This is a genomic window from Micromonospora hortensis, from assembly GCF_022230935.1.
Taxonomy (GTDB): domain Bacteria; phylum Actinomycetota; class Actinomycetes; order Mycobacteriales; family Micromonosporaceae; genus Micromonospora; species Micromonospora hortensis.
The window spans coordinates 1-15,244 of record NZ_JAKKFE010000002.1 but is presented as its reverse complement, the minus strand read 5'-3'; the positions used below and the strand labels follow the sequence as shown (position 1 = coordinate 15,244).

The window sequence follows — 15,244 nt, the reverse complement described above, 5'->3', positions numbered from 1 at the left end:
CGGGGCGGTGCTGGTCGGGCGGCGCTTGCTTGATCGTGCCGCGCTGGCGCTGGTGGTCGCGCCGCGCCGGCGCTGATGATCGCGCTGTAACCAGGTTGTAGTGGTCACCGTCCCGTAGCAGGCCACTACAACCTGGATCGAGCACGATCATGGGCGGCGGGGCGGTGCCGTGGCGCTTGTGGCAGTGCCGTGACGCTTGTGGCGGTGCCGTGGCGCGGTCTGGTCAGGGGCGCAGGGGGGCGTTGCAGGCGGCCACCAGCGCCTGTCGGCAGGCTGCGGTGAGTGGCCGTAGTGCCGCGTCGCGTTGCTGTGCCTCGTAGTTGTTGATCGCGCCGCCCGGGGCGGCGTGCCCGGCCAACGCCAGCACCCGGTCGAGCACCGCGGCCCGGGCGAAGAGCCGGCGGGCCCGAGGGTCGAAGCCCGGTGGGAGGTCGGTGGTGCCGTCCGGGCGGCGGAGCGCGGCCAGCGCGCCGGCCAGCTCGGGCCGCCACTGGGCGACGTCGAGGCGGGTCAGCACGGCGGTCGTCTCGGCCAGCGCGGCGGCCAACTCGGCCTCCGCCTCGGCGGCGCCGGGCAACGAGAGTGACGCGGCGGCGGCGTTGGCCGGCAGCGGGTAGACCCGCCAGAGCACCGTCTCGAAACAGTCCCCGGAGCCGGAGGTGTGCAGCCGCACCTGGGGGATCAACCCGAGCCCGCCGGCGACCACCGCCTCGCCAGTGACCAGCGCCGCACCGGCGAAGTCGCCGGGGCCGGGCAAACCCCTCGGGTCGCCCGGCGCGGGCAGCACCAGGCGGATCTCGTCCGGGGAGAGCTTGGCCAGGGTGGGCAGCGCGGCGCCCAGCGGGACGTCGGTCCAGGTGCCCGGGGCGTCCGCAACGAGGTGTTCCTCGTCGCCGGCGATGGCGTCGGCGACCTCGTCGTAGGGCACCAACCCGGCGCGCCACGCGCGCACCCAGGCAACGAACCGGCTGGACCGGCGCGGCGCGAGTGTGGCCGCGCCCGTTGCGGGGGTGGACATGCCGAAAGGGTACGTGGTCACGACCGGCCCTGTCTCGGCTGCCGCTCCGGTCGCCCGGCCTGCCCCCAACTGCCCTGTTCGCCCCAATCCCCGCTCCCTGGCGCGGGTGTGTGGTCGGCGGTCGGAGGGCGGAGCGGTGTGTCGGGGGCCCGGGTGGGCGCGGGCTGGGTTTAGCGTGATCGACATGGCGGGGCGATACGGCGAGGACGTGTTGGCGGGCGACTGGCGACGGCGCAAGGTCACCCCCGAGGTGGACGCCGAACCGGATCTCGTGGTCGAGGACGCCGACTCCGGGTTCTGCGGAGCGGTGGTGGGCTTCGAGGCCGGCGCTGTGGTGTTGGAGGACCGGCACGGTAGACGGCGCAACTTCCCGCTGCTGCCGGCGGCGTTCCTGCTCGACGGCAGCCCGGTGACGCTGCGCCGCCCGACCCGCGCCCCGGTGCCGGCGGCCCGTCGGCGGACCGCGTCCGGTTCGGTAGCCGTGGACAACGTCCGGGCCCAGGTGGCGAAGGCCAGCCGAATCTGGGTGGAGGGCATCCACGACGCCGCGCTGGTCGAGCGGATCTGGGGCGACGACCTACGGATCGAGGGCGTGGTGGTCGAGCCGTTGGACGGCATCGACGCCCTCGACGCCGAGGTGCGCGACTTCGGCCCCGGCCCGACCCGACGACTCGGCGTGCTCGTCGACCACCTGGTGCCGGGCAGCAAGGAGAGCCGGATCGTCGCCCGGGTGAACTCGCCGCACGTGCTGGTGACCGGGCACCCCTACGTGGACGTGTGGCAGGCGGTCAAGCCGGCCGCGTTGGGCATCGCTGCCTGGCCGGTGGTGCCGCCGGGGCGGCCGTGGAAGGAGGGGGTCTGCGCGGCCCTCGGTGTGGCCGAGCCGGCCGACATGTGGCGGCACATCCTGTCCCGGGTGAACAGCTTCGCCGACGTGGAGACCCCGCTGATCAACGCGATGGAACGCCTCATCGACTTCGTCACCGAACCGGCCTGACCGCCTGCTCCTCCGGGCCGCCCCCGTTGGGTCAGGGAACCTCGTCGGGGCTGCGCGTGAAGACGAACGTGGCGATGTCGACCGCTCGCGCCCGTCCGTCGTCGTCGCGCAGCACCGACAGGATCTCGCCGTTCTCCGGGCCGGAGCGTCCCCGCCAGCGGTCCGTCCCCTCGGCGGTGAACCGACTCACCCGCTCACCGCGTACGTGGGCCACCAGGTCACCCGCGTCCCAACTCAGGTCCAGCGACGTGCCCATCCACCACCAGCGGCCGGTCAGCTCGGCGAGTTCGGGATCAGGCGCGGCGGTGGTCGGCCGCCACGGCTGCGGGAACGCCGGCTCGGTGTCCAGCACTGTGGTCAGCAGTTGGCGGCCGAGCCCGGTGATCGGAAAGCCGTACGAGTTGGCGAAGCCGACCACCGCGGTTCGGGTGGGCCGGTGCACCATGAGGGCGGCCACGTACCCGGGCATCGAGCCGCCGTGCCCGACGTACACGCGCTCGCCGTCGCGGTAGAGCTCCAGCCCCAGGCCGTGTCCGCCGGTCCAGGAGTCGAGGTCGCTGATCACCACGGGGGCGCACATCTCGGTCAGCGTCTCGGCGGCCAGCACCGACGGGTCCGGGTCGGCCAGGAACGCGGCCCAGCGACCCAGGTCCTCGATCGTCGACCAGAGCTGGCCTGCGGGGGCCATGGCGCCGGTGTCGGTACGGGGTTCCTCACGCAACGTGCCGTGCCAGGGGTGGACGACGTATCCGCGGGCGTACGGCTCGGTGGCCGCGTAGGTGGTGCGGCGCAGGCCCAGCGGGGTGAGGATCCGTTCGTCGAGCAGGTCGGCCCACTGTGTCCCGGTGAGCCGTTCGAGCAACCCGCCGAGCAGCCCGTACGCCAGGTTGGAGTAGTGGTACGCGCGGTGCGACGGGTAGGCGATCTTGTCGGCGTCGACAGCGGCGAGCAGGGTGTTGAGGTCGACGCCCGCCGCCCGCTCCCACCAGTCGCCATCGGGTTCGCGTTGGATGCCGCTGGCGTGGCCGAGCAGTTGACGTACTGTGAGCGCGCCCACACCGGTACCCGGCAGGTGTTGCTCCAGCCGGTCGTCCAGGGCCAGTCGTCCGGCGTCGCGCAACTGCATGATCAGGGTGGCGGTCATCGTCTTGCTGATCGAGCCCACCCGGTACTGCAGGTCGACATCTGGGCGAGGGTGTTCGCCGGCGACTGCCACGTGCGCCAGCGTGCCGTCGCGGACCACGCCCAGCACCAGCGACGGGGTGTGACCGTCGGCCTGTGCCTGGGCGGCCCGGGTGTCGATCTGTCGGGCGGTCTCGGGTAACAGGGTCAACGGGATCTCCTCGGGTCGGGCCGCCGATTCGTGGTGTTTTGACGGGCCGGAAAGGGTCCCGCAGAGCCTACTGATCTTCGTGGGGAGGCCGCGCGTGCATTTGCGTGTCACGATCGGGGGGTGGACGCCGTGGTGTGGATCGTTTTGGGTGTGCTGCTGGCCGTCGCCGAGATTTTCACGACGACGCTATTTCTGATCATGTTCGGGGCCGGTGCGTTCGCCGCCGCCGGTGCGGCCGCCCTGGGCGCGCCGGTCGCCGTGCAGGCGCTGGTCTTCGCCGTGGTGTCGGCGTTGAGCCTGGTGGTGGTCCGGCCGGTCATCCGGCGGCACCGCCGCTCCGCGTTGGAGAGCGGTGAGCAGCCGTTCGGCGTGGAGGCGATCGAGGGCTCCACGGCGCTGGTGCTGGAACGGGTGGACGCCGAGCACGGCCTCGTCAAGATCGACGGTGAGTTGTGGAGCGCCCGGTCGTACGACACGACGCAGGTCTACGACCCCGGTCAACGGGTTCGGGTGATAAAGGTCCGGGGCGCGACCGCCCTGGTGTGGCAGGACGATGTTTCTTCCTCCGGCGAGCTGCCGGAATCGAGAGGGTGAACGGGATGACCTTAATCGGGGTGGTGGTGATCGCGGTGGCGTTGATCGCCGTGATAACGCTGGCCAAGGCGGTGCGGATCGTTCCGCAGCAACGCCAGGACGTGGTGGAACGGCTCGGCAAGTACAAGCGCACCCTCAGCCCCGGCCTCAACCTGCTGGTGCCGTTCATCGACGCGGTCCGTACCAAGGTCGACATGCGGGAGCAGGTGGTCAGCTTCCCGCCGCAGCCGGTGATCACCTCGGACAACCTGGTGGTCTCGATCGACACGGTCCTCTACTTCAAGGTGGTCGACTCGGTCCGGGCGACCTACGAGATCTCCAGCTTCCTCCAGGCCATCGAGCAGCTGACCGTAACCACGTTGCGTAACGTGATCGGTTCGCTCGACCTGGAGCGGGCGCTGACCAGCCGGGACGAGATCAACAGGCACCTCTCGGGTGTGCTGGACGAGACCACCGGCCGCTGGGGCATCAAGGTGACCCGGGTCGAGATCAAGGCGATCGAGCCGCCGGCCAGCATCCGCGACTCGATGGAGAAGCAGATGCGCGCCGAGCGGGACCGCCGTGCGGCGATCCTGACCGCCGAGGGGCACAAGCAGTCGGTGATCCTCACCGCCGAGGGTGACAAGCAGTCGGCGGTGCTGCGCGCCGACGGTGACCGGCAGGCTCGGATCCTCCAGGCCGAGGGTCAGGCGAAGGCGATCCGTACGGTCTTCGACGCGATCCACCAGGCCAACCCGAGCCAGAAGGTGCTCGCCTACCAGTACCTGCAGGCTCTGCCGCAGATCGCCCAGGGCAGCGCCAACAAGGTCTGGATCGTTCCGGCCGAGCTGACCAAGGCCCTGGAGGGGATGGGCGGCGCGCTCGGTGGGTTGAGCCAGATGGTGGGGGACCTGCCCGCTCCGGAGGCGGCCGAACACGCGAGCCAGGTGGAGCGCGAGGCCGCGGAGGCGGCGCAGGCCGCGGCGGACGCCGCTCAGCAGATCCACGACGAGGTACGCGTCGCCGAGGCGCAGGCCACCGGCGGCAACAAGCCGCAGGGGCTGCCGGCACCGGAGCCGGTGTCTCCGGCCAGCCTGACCGAGGACCCGGCCGACCAGCGCGAGCGCGGCTGATCCGGTACGCGGGCCGCCCGGTCGGCTAAATACGAGAAAGACTCATGGGGCGCTCCGACGCCTGCCACGATCGGTCCTAGGACGGGTGGTGACCAGGCAATCGGGGCGCCCCGGCGCGTCGGTGCACCGCTCGACGACGAGCGAGGTGACGCATGAAGGATCCGGCGAATCGGATGTGGTCCTCGGCCCCGGTGCCCGGCGCGCACGACCCGGTCGCCCCGCTGGGCTCCCGCCGCAGCGGTGGCGGTTTCGGCGTACTGCCCTTCGTCGGCGAGCCGACCCCGGGCGCCCCCGCCACGAACGCCAGTTGGGCCTTCTCGGTACGTCGGTTCGCACGAGCGGCGGTCTGGCTGCTGCCCGCGTACGCCATCCTCTACGGCGCGGTGGCGATGGCCAGCGACGGAGGGGTGGGCAACGACCCCTACCCGGCCGACGGCCAGGCGGTGTACCTGATCGGCTGGGTGGCAGCGGTCTGGCTCGGCCTGCTCGCGCTGCTGGCCCTCACCGGGCTGCTGGCCGCGACCCGCAGCCGCCGGGTGGCCGCCGCCGGACTGCTGGTCAGCATCGCCGGCACCGTGCTGATGCTGCCGTTCGCGGGATTCGAGGAGCAGACGCCGGTCTTCGGCGCCACCGCGCGGTCGCTGGTCCTGCTCGGGGCGACGTTCTACAGCGCGGGCTGGTTCCTCACCGGATGGGCGGTGGCCCGCTCGGGCACCTTCAGCCTCGGCGACGGCGTCATGCTGATCATCGCCGCGCCGCTGCTCGGTCTCGGCGGAGCCCTGATCGGCTCGTTGCAGACCTTCGGCGCGATCTTCGTGCTGATCGCCGGCATCGGCATCGGCTACCGCTCCGGCCGCCTGATGCCCCGCGAAACCGCCAGAGACGCCGCCATCGCCAGCCTAAGTACCCCCAACCCCTAACCCACCCACCTGCCTTAAGCCTCGCCTACTGGCCGGTGATCAAGAGGTTTGCGTCAGCCGAAGGCCCTTTCCTGACGCAAACCTCTTGATCACCCTGAACAACTGGTGCGGGGCGCGGGGTGGGAGTTGGCTGGTGGGTGGGCGTGAAGTTGCTGACAATCGCGGGGTGGGGGTGGTCGGTTGGCGGCTTTCATGGCAATCCTGGGGAGCATGGCCGCCCCCCGCTCGCCGCTGTCGCGGCTGTTCACAGTGCTGCTCGCCGGCGTGTTGGCCGGGCTTGTCCTGGCCGTCGCCGCGCTGCCGGGCAACCTGCTGCTCGGGCTCACCGCCCGCTCCGCGCTCGGGTCGTACGCCGCGTTGCCGGCCTCGCTGAAGACCCCCGCCACGCCGCAGCGTTCGTACCTCTACGCCAACGACGGCAAGACGCTGATCACCACGTTCTACGACGTGAACCGCACCGACGTCCCCCTCTCGGAGATCGCCCCGGTCATGCGGCAGGCGATCGTGGCGGCCGAGGACCGGCGCTTCTACGATCACGGTGGCGCGGACCTTCGCGGTCTGGCCCGGGCGCTGGTGGCCAACGTCAAGGGCGGCGGCACCGAGCAGGGCGGCTCGACGCTGACCATGCAGTACGTCCGTAACGTGCTCAAGACCGACCCCACGCGCACCGCCGAGGAGCGCGCCGCCGCCACCGATCCCACGGTGGGCCGCAAGATCCAGGAGATCCGGTACGCGAGCGCGCTGGACAAGAGCCTCGGCAAGGACGAGATCCTCGACCGGTACCTGAACATCGCCTACTTCGGCTCCGGCGCGTACGGGATCGCGGCGGCCAGCCAGCGGTACTTCGGCAAGCCCCCGGCGCAGTTGACCCTCGCCGAGTCGGCCCTGTTGGCCGGTCTGGTGCAGTCCCCGGACGCGTACAGCCCGATCAGCGGCGACAAGGACGAGGCGCTGACCCGCCGGTCGTACGTGCTGGACTCGATGGTCGCCACCAACGCGATCACCGCCGCGCAGGCCGCCCAGGCCAAGGCGGAGCCGCTGGCCCTGCACGCCACCGCTCAGCCCAACGGCTGCACCGCTGTCTCCCAGGGCCACGACGACTGGGGTTTCTTCTGCGACTACCTGCGCCAGTGGTGGCTGACCCAGCCGGCCTTCGGGGCCACCGTCGCGGAGCGCGAGCAGGCACTGCGTTCGGGCGGCTACACGGTGGTCACCTCGCTGGACCCGAAGATCCAGGCCACCGCGCAGCAGCAGGCCACCAAGGTCTACTCCTACGACAACAAGCGCGCCCTGCCGATCGCGGCGGTCCAGCCGGGCACCGGGCGGGTGTTGGCGATGGCGGTCAACAGGCACTACAGCCTCGCCGACAACCCGGCCGGGCAGGCTAACTACCCGAACACCGTCAACCCGCTGATCTCCGGCGGTGCCAGCGTCGACGGGTACCAGGCGGGTTCGACGTTCAAGCTGTTCACGATGCTCGCCGCGCTGGAGTCGGGCCGTACCCTCTCCACCGGTTTCGACGCGCCCGCCAAGCTGCCCACCCGGTACGCCGCCGAGGGGCCGGGCAGTTGTGACGGCCACTGGTGCCCGGCGAACGCCAACCCGGACTGGATGGACGGGTACCGGATGATGTGGGACGGCTTCGGCCGCTCGGTGAACACCTACTTCGTCTGGCTGGCCGAGCAGGTCGGCCAGGACAAGGTGGTCCAGATGGCGCAGCGGCTCGGCATCACGTTCCGCGCCGACTCGGACGCCGCCTTCGCCAAGAACAACGCCGCGAACTGGGGTTCGTTCACCCTGGGTGTGGCGGCGACCACCCCGCTGGACCTGGCCAACGCGTACGCCACGGTGGCCGCCGAGGGCACCTACTGCACGCCGGTGCCGGTGGTCTCCGTGACCGGCGCGGACGGCACGAAGGTGCCGGTGGGGCAGCCCTCCTGCAAGCGAGTGCTCGACGCCGACATCGCCCGTGCCGCGACCGACGCGGCGCGCTGCCCGGTGGGTCAGCAGTCGGCGTTCGGGCAGTGCAACGGCGGCACCGCCACCGGTGTGAACGACATCCTCGACGGCCGACCGGTGGCCGGTAAGACGGGTAGCTCGGAGCAGAACTCCACCGAGACGTTCGTCGGCTTCACCCCGCAGGTCGCTGTTGCCGGTATCGCCGCCAACCCGGACGACCCGGCCGACTCGGTGGGCTCGGCGGTGCAGACGAAGGTGATCGACGCGGTCGCCCGGGTCATCGCCACCGCCGTCAAGGGTCAGCCGGAGAAGGCGTTCGCCGCCCCGAGCCACGAGCTGGCCGGCGACCCGCACCGCCCGGTGGAGCGCCCAAAGGTCCCGGAACGTCGGCAGGACCCCACCACCGACGACCCCCGCTCAGCCCTCCAGCGCTGGCTAGACCGCCGAGGCTAACCCCCCGCCCCTCCCGCCCTCACCCCCGCGATCTTGCACTTTCGGTTGTCGACAAGCACTCGTTTGCCCCCTTTTGTCGGCGCAGAAAGTGCAAGATCGCGGGGCCGGGGCCGGGGCCGGGGCCGGGGCCGGGGCCGGGGGCGGGGCGGGGTTAGCGGTCGCGGCGGCGGGGGCGGTAGCTGGCCAGGGTGGCTGGCAGGCCGCGGCGGATGATTCCGGCCCAGTCGGTGTCGCCGCGCAGCACCGCCGCGGCGGTCTTGCGGGCCTGCTCGACGGTGAAGTGCGGTGGCAGCATCAGCTCCGCCGGGTCGACCAGGGCGTTGATCACCACCGGCCGGTCGGCGGTGAGCGCCCGGTCCCAGACGTCGCGTACCTGATCCGGTGAGTCGATCAACTCGCCGTGCAGCCCGAGCACTTCCGCCCACTGGTGGTAGGCGATGTCCGGCAACTGCTGGCTGTCCGGGAACATCGGCGTCCCCTCGGTGGAGCGCTGTTCCCAGCTGACGAACGCCAGATCCCGGTTGTTGAGAACCAGCACCACGAAGCGTGGGTCGGTCCAGCTGCGCCAGTACTTCGCCACGGTGATCAGCTCGTTGACGCCGTTCATCTGCATGGCGCCGTCGCCGATCAGCGCGACCAGCGGCCGGTCCGGGTGGGCGAACTTGGCGCTCAACGCGTACGGCATGGCGCCGCCCATGGACAGCAGCGTGCCGGAGAGGCTGGCCAGCATGCTGGGGCGTACCTGGATGTGTCGGGCGTACCAGGCGGTGGTGGTGCCGCAGTCGACAGTGAGCAGCACGTCGTCGGGCAGCCGTTCGTTCAGCGTGTGGAAGAGCAACTGCGGGTTGACCGGGTCGGCGGCCTGCTCGGCCAGGTCGTGTTGCACCTGACGCCACGCCGAGGTGGCCTCGGTGACCTCCGCCCGCCAGGCGGTCGGCCCGGGGCCGGGGCCCAGCTCGTTCAGCAACGCCCGCAGCGTGGGGCGGGCGTCGCCGGTCAGGTTCACCTCGGTCGGGTAGCGCAGCCCGAGCTGGGTGCCGTCCAGGTCGATCTGCACCGCGCGGGCCTGCCCGGGCTGCGGATAGAACTCCGAGTACGGCATGTTGCTGCCCACGATCAGCAGCCGGTCGCAGCCGCTCATCAGCTGCCAGCTCGGTCGGGTGCCGAGCAGCCCGATCGCGCCGGTCACCCAGGGTTCGCGGTGGTCGACGGCGGTGAAGCCGAGCAGCGCTGTGGCCACGCCGGCCCCGAGCCGATCAGCGATCTCGCGGACCTCGTCGCGCGCGCCGAGGGCACCCTGGCCGACCAGCATGGCCACCCGCTGCCCGCCGCGCAGCACCTCGGCCGCCCGGCGTACGTCCGCCTCGGGCGGCACCGTCGGCGTGCTGCTCGGCGCGTTGCTGGTCTGGTAGTAGCCGTGCGCGTGCGGCGGGTTCGGTACGGCCGGCTCGTCCTGGAGGTCCAGGGGCAGGATCAGGGCGGTGACGGTGCGCCGGGCCAGCGCCGTCCGGCACGCCCGGTCGACCAGGTGGCGTACCTGCGCCGGGTGGTCGAGCTGGGCCAGGAACGCCGCTGCCACGTCCTTGTAGAGGGCGAGCAGGTCGACCTCCTGGTAGTAGCCGCCGCCCTCGGCGGTGGTCGCTGTGTGCCCGACCAGGGCGACCACCGGCTGGTGGTCGAGCTTCGCGTCGTACAGGCCGTTGAGCAGGTGGATCGCGCCCGGCCCGCTGGTCACCAGCGCGCAGCCCAGCGGCCCGCCGCCGTACTTCACGTGCGCGGAGGCGGCGAAGCCGGCGGTCTCCTCGTGGCGGACCTGGATGAACTGGGCGCGGCCGTTGGTGCGTTGCAGCGCGGAGGTCATGCCGTTGATGCCGTCGCCGGGATAGCCGAAGTAGCGGCGGACGCCCCAGCTGAACAGTCGCGACACGATGTGGTCGGCGACGGTCGGACGCCGGGGCAGAGTGCCCGCTTCGCCCGCCGTGGTGTCGTCTGCGCTCACCTGGCTGGTCCTTCCCGTCGCGTCCGATGCCCGCCGGTCATTCCCCTTCTTCTTCGGACAAAACACCCCGCCGGACGGGCGTCGAAGCGCACTGCTCCGCGTCCGGCAGAATCGTCGGGTGCCCGTCCACCAGATCACCGACCCCGACGACGACCGGATCGCCGACTACCGAGCGCTCACCGACGTCGAGCTGCGCACCCGCTGGGAACCACCGCACGGCCTGTTCATCGCCGAGGGGGAGCTGGTGCTGCGCCGGGCGCTGCGCGCGGGCTACCCGGCCCGGTCGTACCTGGTCGACGCCAAGCGCGTCGACCAGCTCGCCGACCTGGACACCGGCGACGCGCCGGTGTACGCCGCGACCCAGGACGTGCTGCAACGGGCCACCGGCTTCCACGTACACCGGGGGGTGCTGGCGTCGTTCCACCGCCGGCCGCTGCCGACGGCGGCCGAGGTGCTCGCCGCCGCGCGCCGGGTCGTGCTCCTGGAGGACGTGAACAACCACACCAACCTCGGAGCGGTCTTCCGGGGCGCCGCCGCGCTCGGCATCGACGCGGTGCTGCTGTCGCCGTCCTGCGCCGACCCGCTGTACCGGCGCAGTGTCCGGGTCAGCATGGGTGAGGTCTTCGCGATGCCGTACGCGAAGCTCGACCGCTGGCCCGAGGGCCTGGACCAGGTGCGGGAGGCCGGCTTCACGGTGCTCGCCATGACGCCCGCGCCGGACGCCGTACCGATCCAGCGGTTGACCCCGGCGCAGCGTGAGCGGGCGGCCCTGCTGCTCGGCGCCGAGGGGCCAGGGCTCACCGCGGCGGCCCAGGCCGCCAGCGACGTGCGGGTGGTCCTTCCGATGCGGCGTGGCGTGGATTCGTTGAACGTGGCCGCCGCGGCGGCGGTGGCGTTCTGGGAGCTGGGCCGCGAGGATCCGCCTTTCGGCGGCGAGTAGACCCCTTCGGCTTGCATGGCCATGCGTTCTATTGCATAATTTTCCCCGTGTCCAAGGTTCTCACCTCCCTGCCCACCGGCGAACGTGTCGGCATCGCCTTCTCCGGCGGCCTCGACACCTCGGTCGCGGTCGCGTGGATGCGCGACAAGGGCGCCATTCCCTGCGCCTACACCGCCGACATCGGCCAGTACGACGAGCCCGACATCGCCTCGGTGCCCGGCCGCGCGCTCAGCTACGGCGCCGAGGTCGCCCGCCTGGTCGACTGCCGCGCCGCCCTGGTCGAGGAGGGCCTGGCCGCGTTGACCTGCGGCGCCTTCCACATCCGCACCGGCGGGCGGGCGTACTTCAACACCACCCCGCTGGGCCGCGCCGTGACCGGCACCCTGCTGGTGCGGGCGATGGTCGCCGACGACGTCCAGATCTGGGGCGACGGCTCGACCTTCAAGGGCAACGACATCGAGCGGTTCTACCGGTACGGCCTACTGGCCAACCCGATGCTGCGCATCTACAAGCCGTGGCTCGACACCGCCTTCGTCACCGAGCTGGGTGGGCGCAAGGAGATGTCCGAGTGGCTGCTCGAACGCGGCCTGCCCTACCGGGACAGCACCGAGAAGGCGTACTCGACAGACGCCAACATCTGGGGCGCCACGCACGAGGCGAAGACCCTGGAGCACCTCGACACCGGCATCGAGACTGTCAACCCGATCATGGGTGTGCGGTTCTGGGACCCGTCGGTGGAGATCCAGGCCGAGGACGTCACCGTCGGCTTCGACCAGGGTCGCCCGGTCACGATCAACGGCAAGGAGTTCGGCAGCGCCGTCGACCTGGTGCTGGAGGCCAACGCCATCGGCGGCCGGCACGGCCTGGGCATGTCGGACCAGATCGAGAACCGGATCATCGAGGCCAAGAGCCGGGGAATCTACGAGGCGCCCGGGATGGCGCTGCTGCACTACGCGTACGAGCGGCTGGTCAACGCCATCCACAACGAGGACACCCTGGCGAACTACCACAACGAGGGTCGCCGCCTCGGTCGGCTGATGTACGAGGGCCGCTGGCTGGACCCGCAGGCGCTGATGCTGCGCGAGTCGTTGCAGCGGTGGGTCGGCACGGCGGTCACCGGCGAGGTGACGTTGCGGCTGCGCCGGGGCGAGGACTACTCGATCCTGGACACCACCGGCCCGTCGTTCAGCTACCACCCGGACAAGCTGTCGATGGAGCGTACCGAGGACTCGGCGTTCGGCCCGTCGGACCGGATCGGTCAGCTCACCATGCGCAACCTGGACATCGCCGACTCGCGGTCGAAGCTGGAGCAGTACGCCTCCCTCGGCCTGGTCGGCGGCGGGAACCCGCAGCGGATGATCGGGGCCGCGCAGGCCGCCTCGACCGGGTTGATCGGCGCGATGCCCGAGGGTGGCGCGGAAGCCATCGCGTCCCGGGGCGTCGCCTCGGCGGAGGACGAGGCGCTCGACCGCGCCGCCATGGAGTTCGGCGTCGACTGACCCCTCGCGCCGGTGGCAAGTCGAGTTCCGGCGTCACGGACGGTAGCGTGGCGGCCGTGTTCCCTACCGTCCGTGAGGTCCTCGCCCTGGACCCGGTCCGCCACGGCGCGCCACGCGTCGTCGCCGGCGACGAAGGGCTGGACCGACCCGTCCGCTGGGTGCATGTCGCCGAGGTGCCGGACATCGCCACCCTGCTCGGCGGTGGCGAACTGGTGCTCACCACCGGCATCGGTCTGCCCGGGGACGACGCCGGGTTACGCGCGTTCATCGGTGATCTCGCCGACGTCGGAGTCTCCGGGCTCGTCGTCGAGTTGGGCCGCCGGTACGTCAGCGGTGTGCCACGGGTGATGGCCGCCGCCGCCGAACGGCGTGGGCTGCCCCTGGTGGAGCTGCGCCGGGCCACCCCGTTCGTCCGGATCACCGAGGCGGTGCACGCGCTCATCGTCGACGCGCAGCTCACCGAGCTGCGCGCCACCGAGGAGATCCACCAGCGGTTCAACGACCTGTCCGTCGAGGGCGCCGACGCCGCCGAGGTGATCCGCCAGGCCGCCGAGCTGTCCGGTTGCCCAGTGGTGCTGGAGAACCTGTCCCGGCAGGTGCTCGGGTACGACCCGGCGGGCGAGAGCGCCGAGCTGCTGCTGGACGGCTGGGAGCAGCACTCCCGGCGGATCCGCCCGGCCGGGCGGACCGCGTACGACGCGGACAGCGGCTGGCTGGTGACCACCGTCGGCGCTCGGGGGCAGGACTGGGGTCGGCTGCTGCTGCGCTGGCCGGCCAGCGGGGACGTGCCCAGCGCCCGGGCCGTTGAACCGGCAGCGGGCTCGCCGACCCGGCTCACCATCCTGATCGAGCGGGCCGCGTCCACCCTCGCGCTGGGCCGGCTGATCCGCCGCGACGCCGAGGGCCTGGAACGGCAGATCCACCGCACCCTGCTCACCGCGCTGCTGGACCACTCCCGTCCGGTGGACGAGGTGGGGCTGCGGGCCAAGGCGCTCGGCGTGGTGCTCGACCGACGGCACCTGGTCGGCGTGATGGTCCGGCACCGCGCCGACGACCCCGCGGGAGAGGTCGGCCCCGAGGCCGGTCAGGCCCGGCTACGTGATCTCTCCGAGGCGGTCGGCCAGGCCCTGCGGGAGGCGAAGCTGACCGCGCTGACCAGCGCCGTCGACGACCACTCGGTGGGCGCGCTGCTGGCCCTGCCGGACCCGGCCGCCGAGGATCGCGCGCTGTCCGCGTTCGCCAGCGCCCTTCGTCGGGTACGCCTCGACGCCGGCACCGGCCGACCGGCGCCCGGTGTCGAACCGGCGCGGGCCGCCTCCGGCGTCGACGTCTCCCGTCCCGCAGCTGACGTGTCCCGCTCCGCATCCGACGCTTCCCGTGCGGCGGTCGGCGCCGATCCGGCCCGTACGGGCTTCGGCGTAGATGCGTCCCGCGCGGCGTCCGGTGTCGAGTCCGCTCGGTCGGGGGTCGGTGTCGACCCGTTCCGGGGCGCTAGCCCGGGTGCCGTGATCGTGGCCGCCGGTTCCGGGGTGGGCACCCTGCGGGAGGCCCGCCGGTCGCTGGTCGAGGCGCGGCAGATCGCCGAGGCGGCCCGTCGGGACCGGCGTGACCTACCGATCTTCCGGCTGCCGCACGTCGGCCTGGCCGGGCTGCTGCACCTGCTGCGCGACGAGCCCCGCCTGCAGACGTTCGTGGAACGCGAACTCGGCGCGCTACTGGAGTACGACGCTCGGCACCCCCGGGAACAGTTGCTCGACACCTTGCGCGCGTACCTGGAGCAGGGCCGTAACAAGTCTGCCGGCGCCGCCGCCGCCCACCTGTCCCGGCCGGCCTTCTACGAACGCCTGGCCCGCATCGCCCGCATCCTCGACGTGGACCTGGATTCGGTGGAGGCCAGCCTCTCCCTACACGTAGCCCTACTTGCCCTGGAAGCAGTCCGCACCCCCTAACCCCACCCCACCCCACCCCACCCAAGCCCCGCCCGCGTCGATCAAGGAGTTGTGGTGGGCGGCAGAAGGCGCGAAAACGTCTATTGCGCCCACCAGAACGCCATGATCGACGGGGGCGGGGTCGGCCTGGCGTAGTGGTGGCATAGAGGGCCGGCACGCTATCGAGTTGATGTCGTGAACGAATCGCGCGGCCCGGCCCGGCTCGGCCCGGCCCGGCCCGGCCCGGCCCGGCCCGGCTCGGGTCGGCTCGGGTCGGCTCGGGTCGGCTCGGGTCGGCTCGGGTCGGCTCGGGTCGGCTCGGGTCGGCTCGGGTCGGCTCGGCTCGGCCCGGCTCGGGTCAACCGCGCCCTGATTCGTTTACGACATCAGCTCCAAAGGAGCAGGGGCACACTCCCCAGGGGCGGGGCGGGGCGGGGCGGGGCGGGGCGGGGCGGGGCGGGGCGGGGCGGGGCGGGGCGGGGCGGGGCCGGG

11 protein-coding genes are annotated in these 15,244 nt (G+C 72.0%); 8 read left to right on the top strand and 3 right to left on the bottom strand.

Annotated elements, in window-relative coordinates; all coding sequences use genetic code 11:
* Window positions 1–223 precede the first annotated feature (223 nt).
* Window positions 224–1,018 (bottom strand): Rv1486c family protein, encoded by a 795-nt coding sequence (locus NIE111_RS01180; RefSeq protein ID WP_091403871.1) that lies wholly within the window; start codon window positions 1,016–1,018, stop codon window positions 224–226.
* A 184-nt stretch (window positions 1,019–1,202) separates the two neighbouring features.
* Between NIE111_RS01180 and NIE111_RS01175 the strand changes: the two genes are divergently transcribed.
* Window positions 1,203–2,015 (top strand): DUF3097 domain-containing protein, encoded by an 813-nt coding sequence (locus tag NIE111_RS01175; protein ID WP_238682622.1) that lies wholly within the window; start codon window positions 1,203–1,205, stop codon window positions 2,013–2,015.
* A gap of 31 nt (window positions 2,016–2,046) precedes the next feature.
* Here the strand turns inward: NIE111_RS01175 and NIE111_RS01170 are convergent, their stop codons facing one another.
* The gene (locus NIE111_RS01170) at window positions 2,047–3,348 is read right to left on the bottom strand and encodes a serine hydrolase domain-containing protein (RefSeq protein WP_238682621.1); all 1,302 of its coding nucleotides are present in this window, start codon (window positions 3,346–3,348) and stop codon (window positions 2,047–2,049) included.
* Window positions 3,349–3,468: 120 nt separating this feature from the next.
* Here NIE111_RS01170 and NIE111_RS01165 point away from each other — a divergent pair, with 120 nt between their 5' ends.
* The 4 genes from NIE111_RS01165 to NIE111_RS01150 all read left to right on the top strand — a co-directional run bounded on the left by NIE111_RS01165 (window position 3,469) and on the right by NIE111_RS01150 (window position 8,386).
* Window positions 3,469–3,942 (top strand): NfeD family protein, encoded by a 474-nt coding sequence (locus NIE111_RS01165; protein WP_238682620.1) that lies wholly within the window; start codon window positions 3,469–3,471, stop codon window positions 3,940–3,942.
* Window positions 3,943–3,947: 5 nt separating this feature from the next.
* Window positions 3,948–5,054, top strand: a complete 1,107-nt coding sequence (locus NIE111_RS01160) for an SPFH domain-containing protein (protein WP_238682619.1) — start codon at window positions 3,948–3,950, stop codon at window positions 5,052–5,054.
* Between the two features lie 152 nt (window positions 5,055–5,206).
* On the top strand, window positions 5,207–5,974 hold the full coding sequence (locus tag NIE111_RS01155; protein ID WP_238682618.1) for a hypothetical protein: 768 nt from the start codon (window positions 5,207–5,209) through the stop codon (window positions 5,972–5,974).
* Window positions 5,975–6,184: 210 nt separating this feature from the next.
* A complete protein-coding gene (locus NIE111_RS01150; RefSeq protein ID WP_238682617.1) occupies window positions 6,185–8,386 on the top strand; it encodes a transglycosylase domain-containing protein in 2,202 nt (733 codons plus the stop codon).
* A gap of 151 nt (window positions 8,387–8,537) precedes the next feature.
* On the opposite strand, the gene NIE111_RS01145 is transcribed toward NIE111_RS01150, so the two are convergent.
* Window positions 8,538–10,385, bottom strand: a complete 1,848-nt coding sequence (locus NIE111_RS01145; RefSeq protein WP_238682616.1) for a thiamine pyrophosphate-requiring protein — start codon at window positions 10,383–10,385, stop codon at window positions 8,538–8,540.
* Window positions 10,386–10,476: 91 nt separating this feature from the next.
* Here NIE111_RS01145 and NIE111_RS01140 point away from each other — a divergent pair, with 91 nt between their 5' ends.
* The 3 genes from NIE111_RS01140 to NIE111_RS01130 are packed head-to-tail and all read left to right on the top strand — an operon-like array spanning window position 10,477 to window position 14,773.
* Window positions 10,477–11,325, top strand: a complete 849-nt coding sequence (locus NIE111_RS01140) for a TrmH family RNA methyltransferase (protein ID WP_238682682.1) — start codon at window positions 10,477–10,479, stop codon at window positions 11,323–11,325.
* Between the two features lie 47 nt (window positions 11,326–11,372).
* Entirely contained in the window at window positions 11,373–12,824 is a 1,452-nt protein-coding gene (gene argG, locus NIE111_RS01135) for an argininosuccinate synthase (protein WP_238682615.1), read from the top strand.
* A gap of 56 nt (window positions 12,825–12,880) precedes the next feature.
* A complete protein-coding gene (locus tag NIE111_RS01130) occupies window positions 12,881–14,773 on the top strand; it encodes a PucR family transcriptional regulator (protein ID WP_238682614.1) in 1,893 nt (630 codons plus the stop codon).
* Window positions 14,774–15,244: the final 471 nt, after the last annotated feature.

Bases quoted from the DNA above. Each gene is read 5' to 3' on its own strand.
- NIE111_RS01180 (WP_091403871.1), bottom strand. From the start codon at position 1,018: ATGTCCACCCCCGCAACGGGCGCGGCCACACTCGCGCCGCGCCGGTCC.
- NIE111_RS01175 (WP_238682622.1), top strand. From the start codon at position 1,203: ATGGCGGGGCGATACGGCGAGGACGTGTTGGCGGGCGACTGGCGACGG.
- NIE111_RS01160 (WP_238682619.1), top strand. From the start codon at position 3,948: ATGACCTTAATCGGGGTGGTGGTGATCGCGGTGGCGTTGATCGCCGTG.
- NIE111_RS01155 (WP_238682618.1), top strand. From the start codon at position 5,207: ATGAAGGATCCGGCGAATCGGATGTGGTCCTCGGCCCCGGTGCCCGGC.
- NIE111_RS01150 (WP_238682617.1), top strand. From the start codon at position 6,185: ATGGCCGCCCCCCGCTCGCCGCTGTCGCGGCTGTTCACAGTGCTGCTC.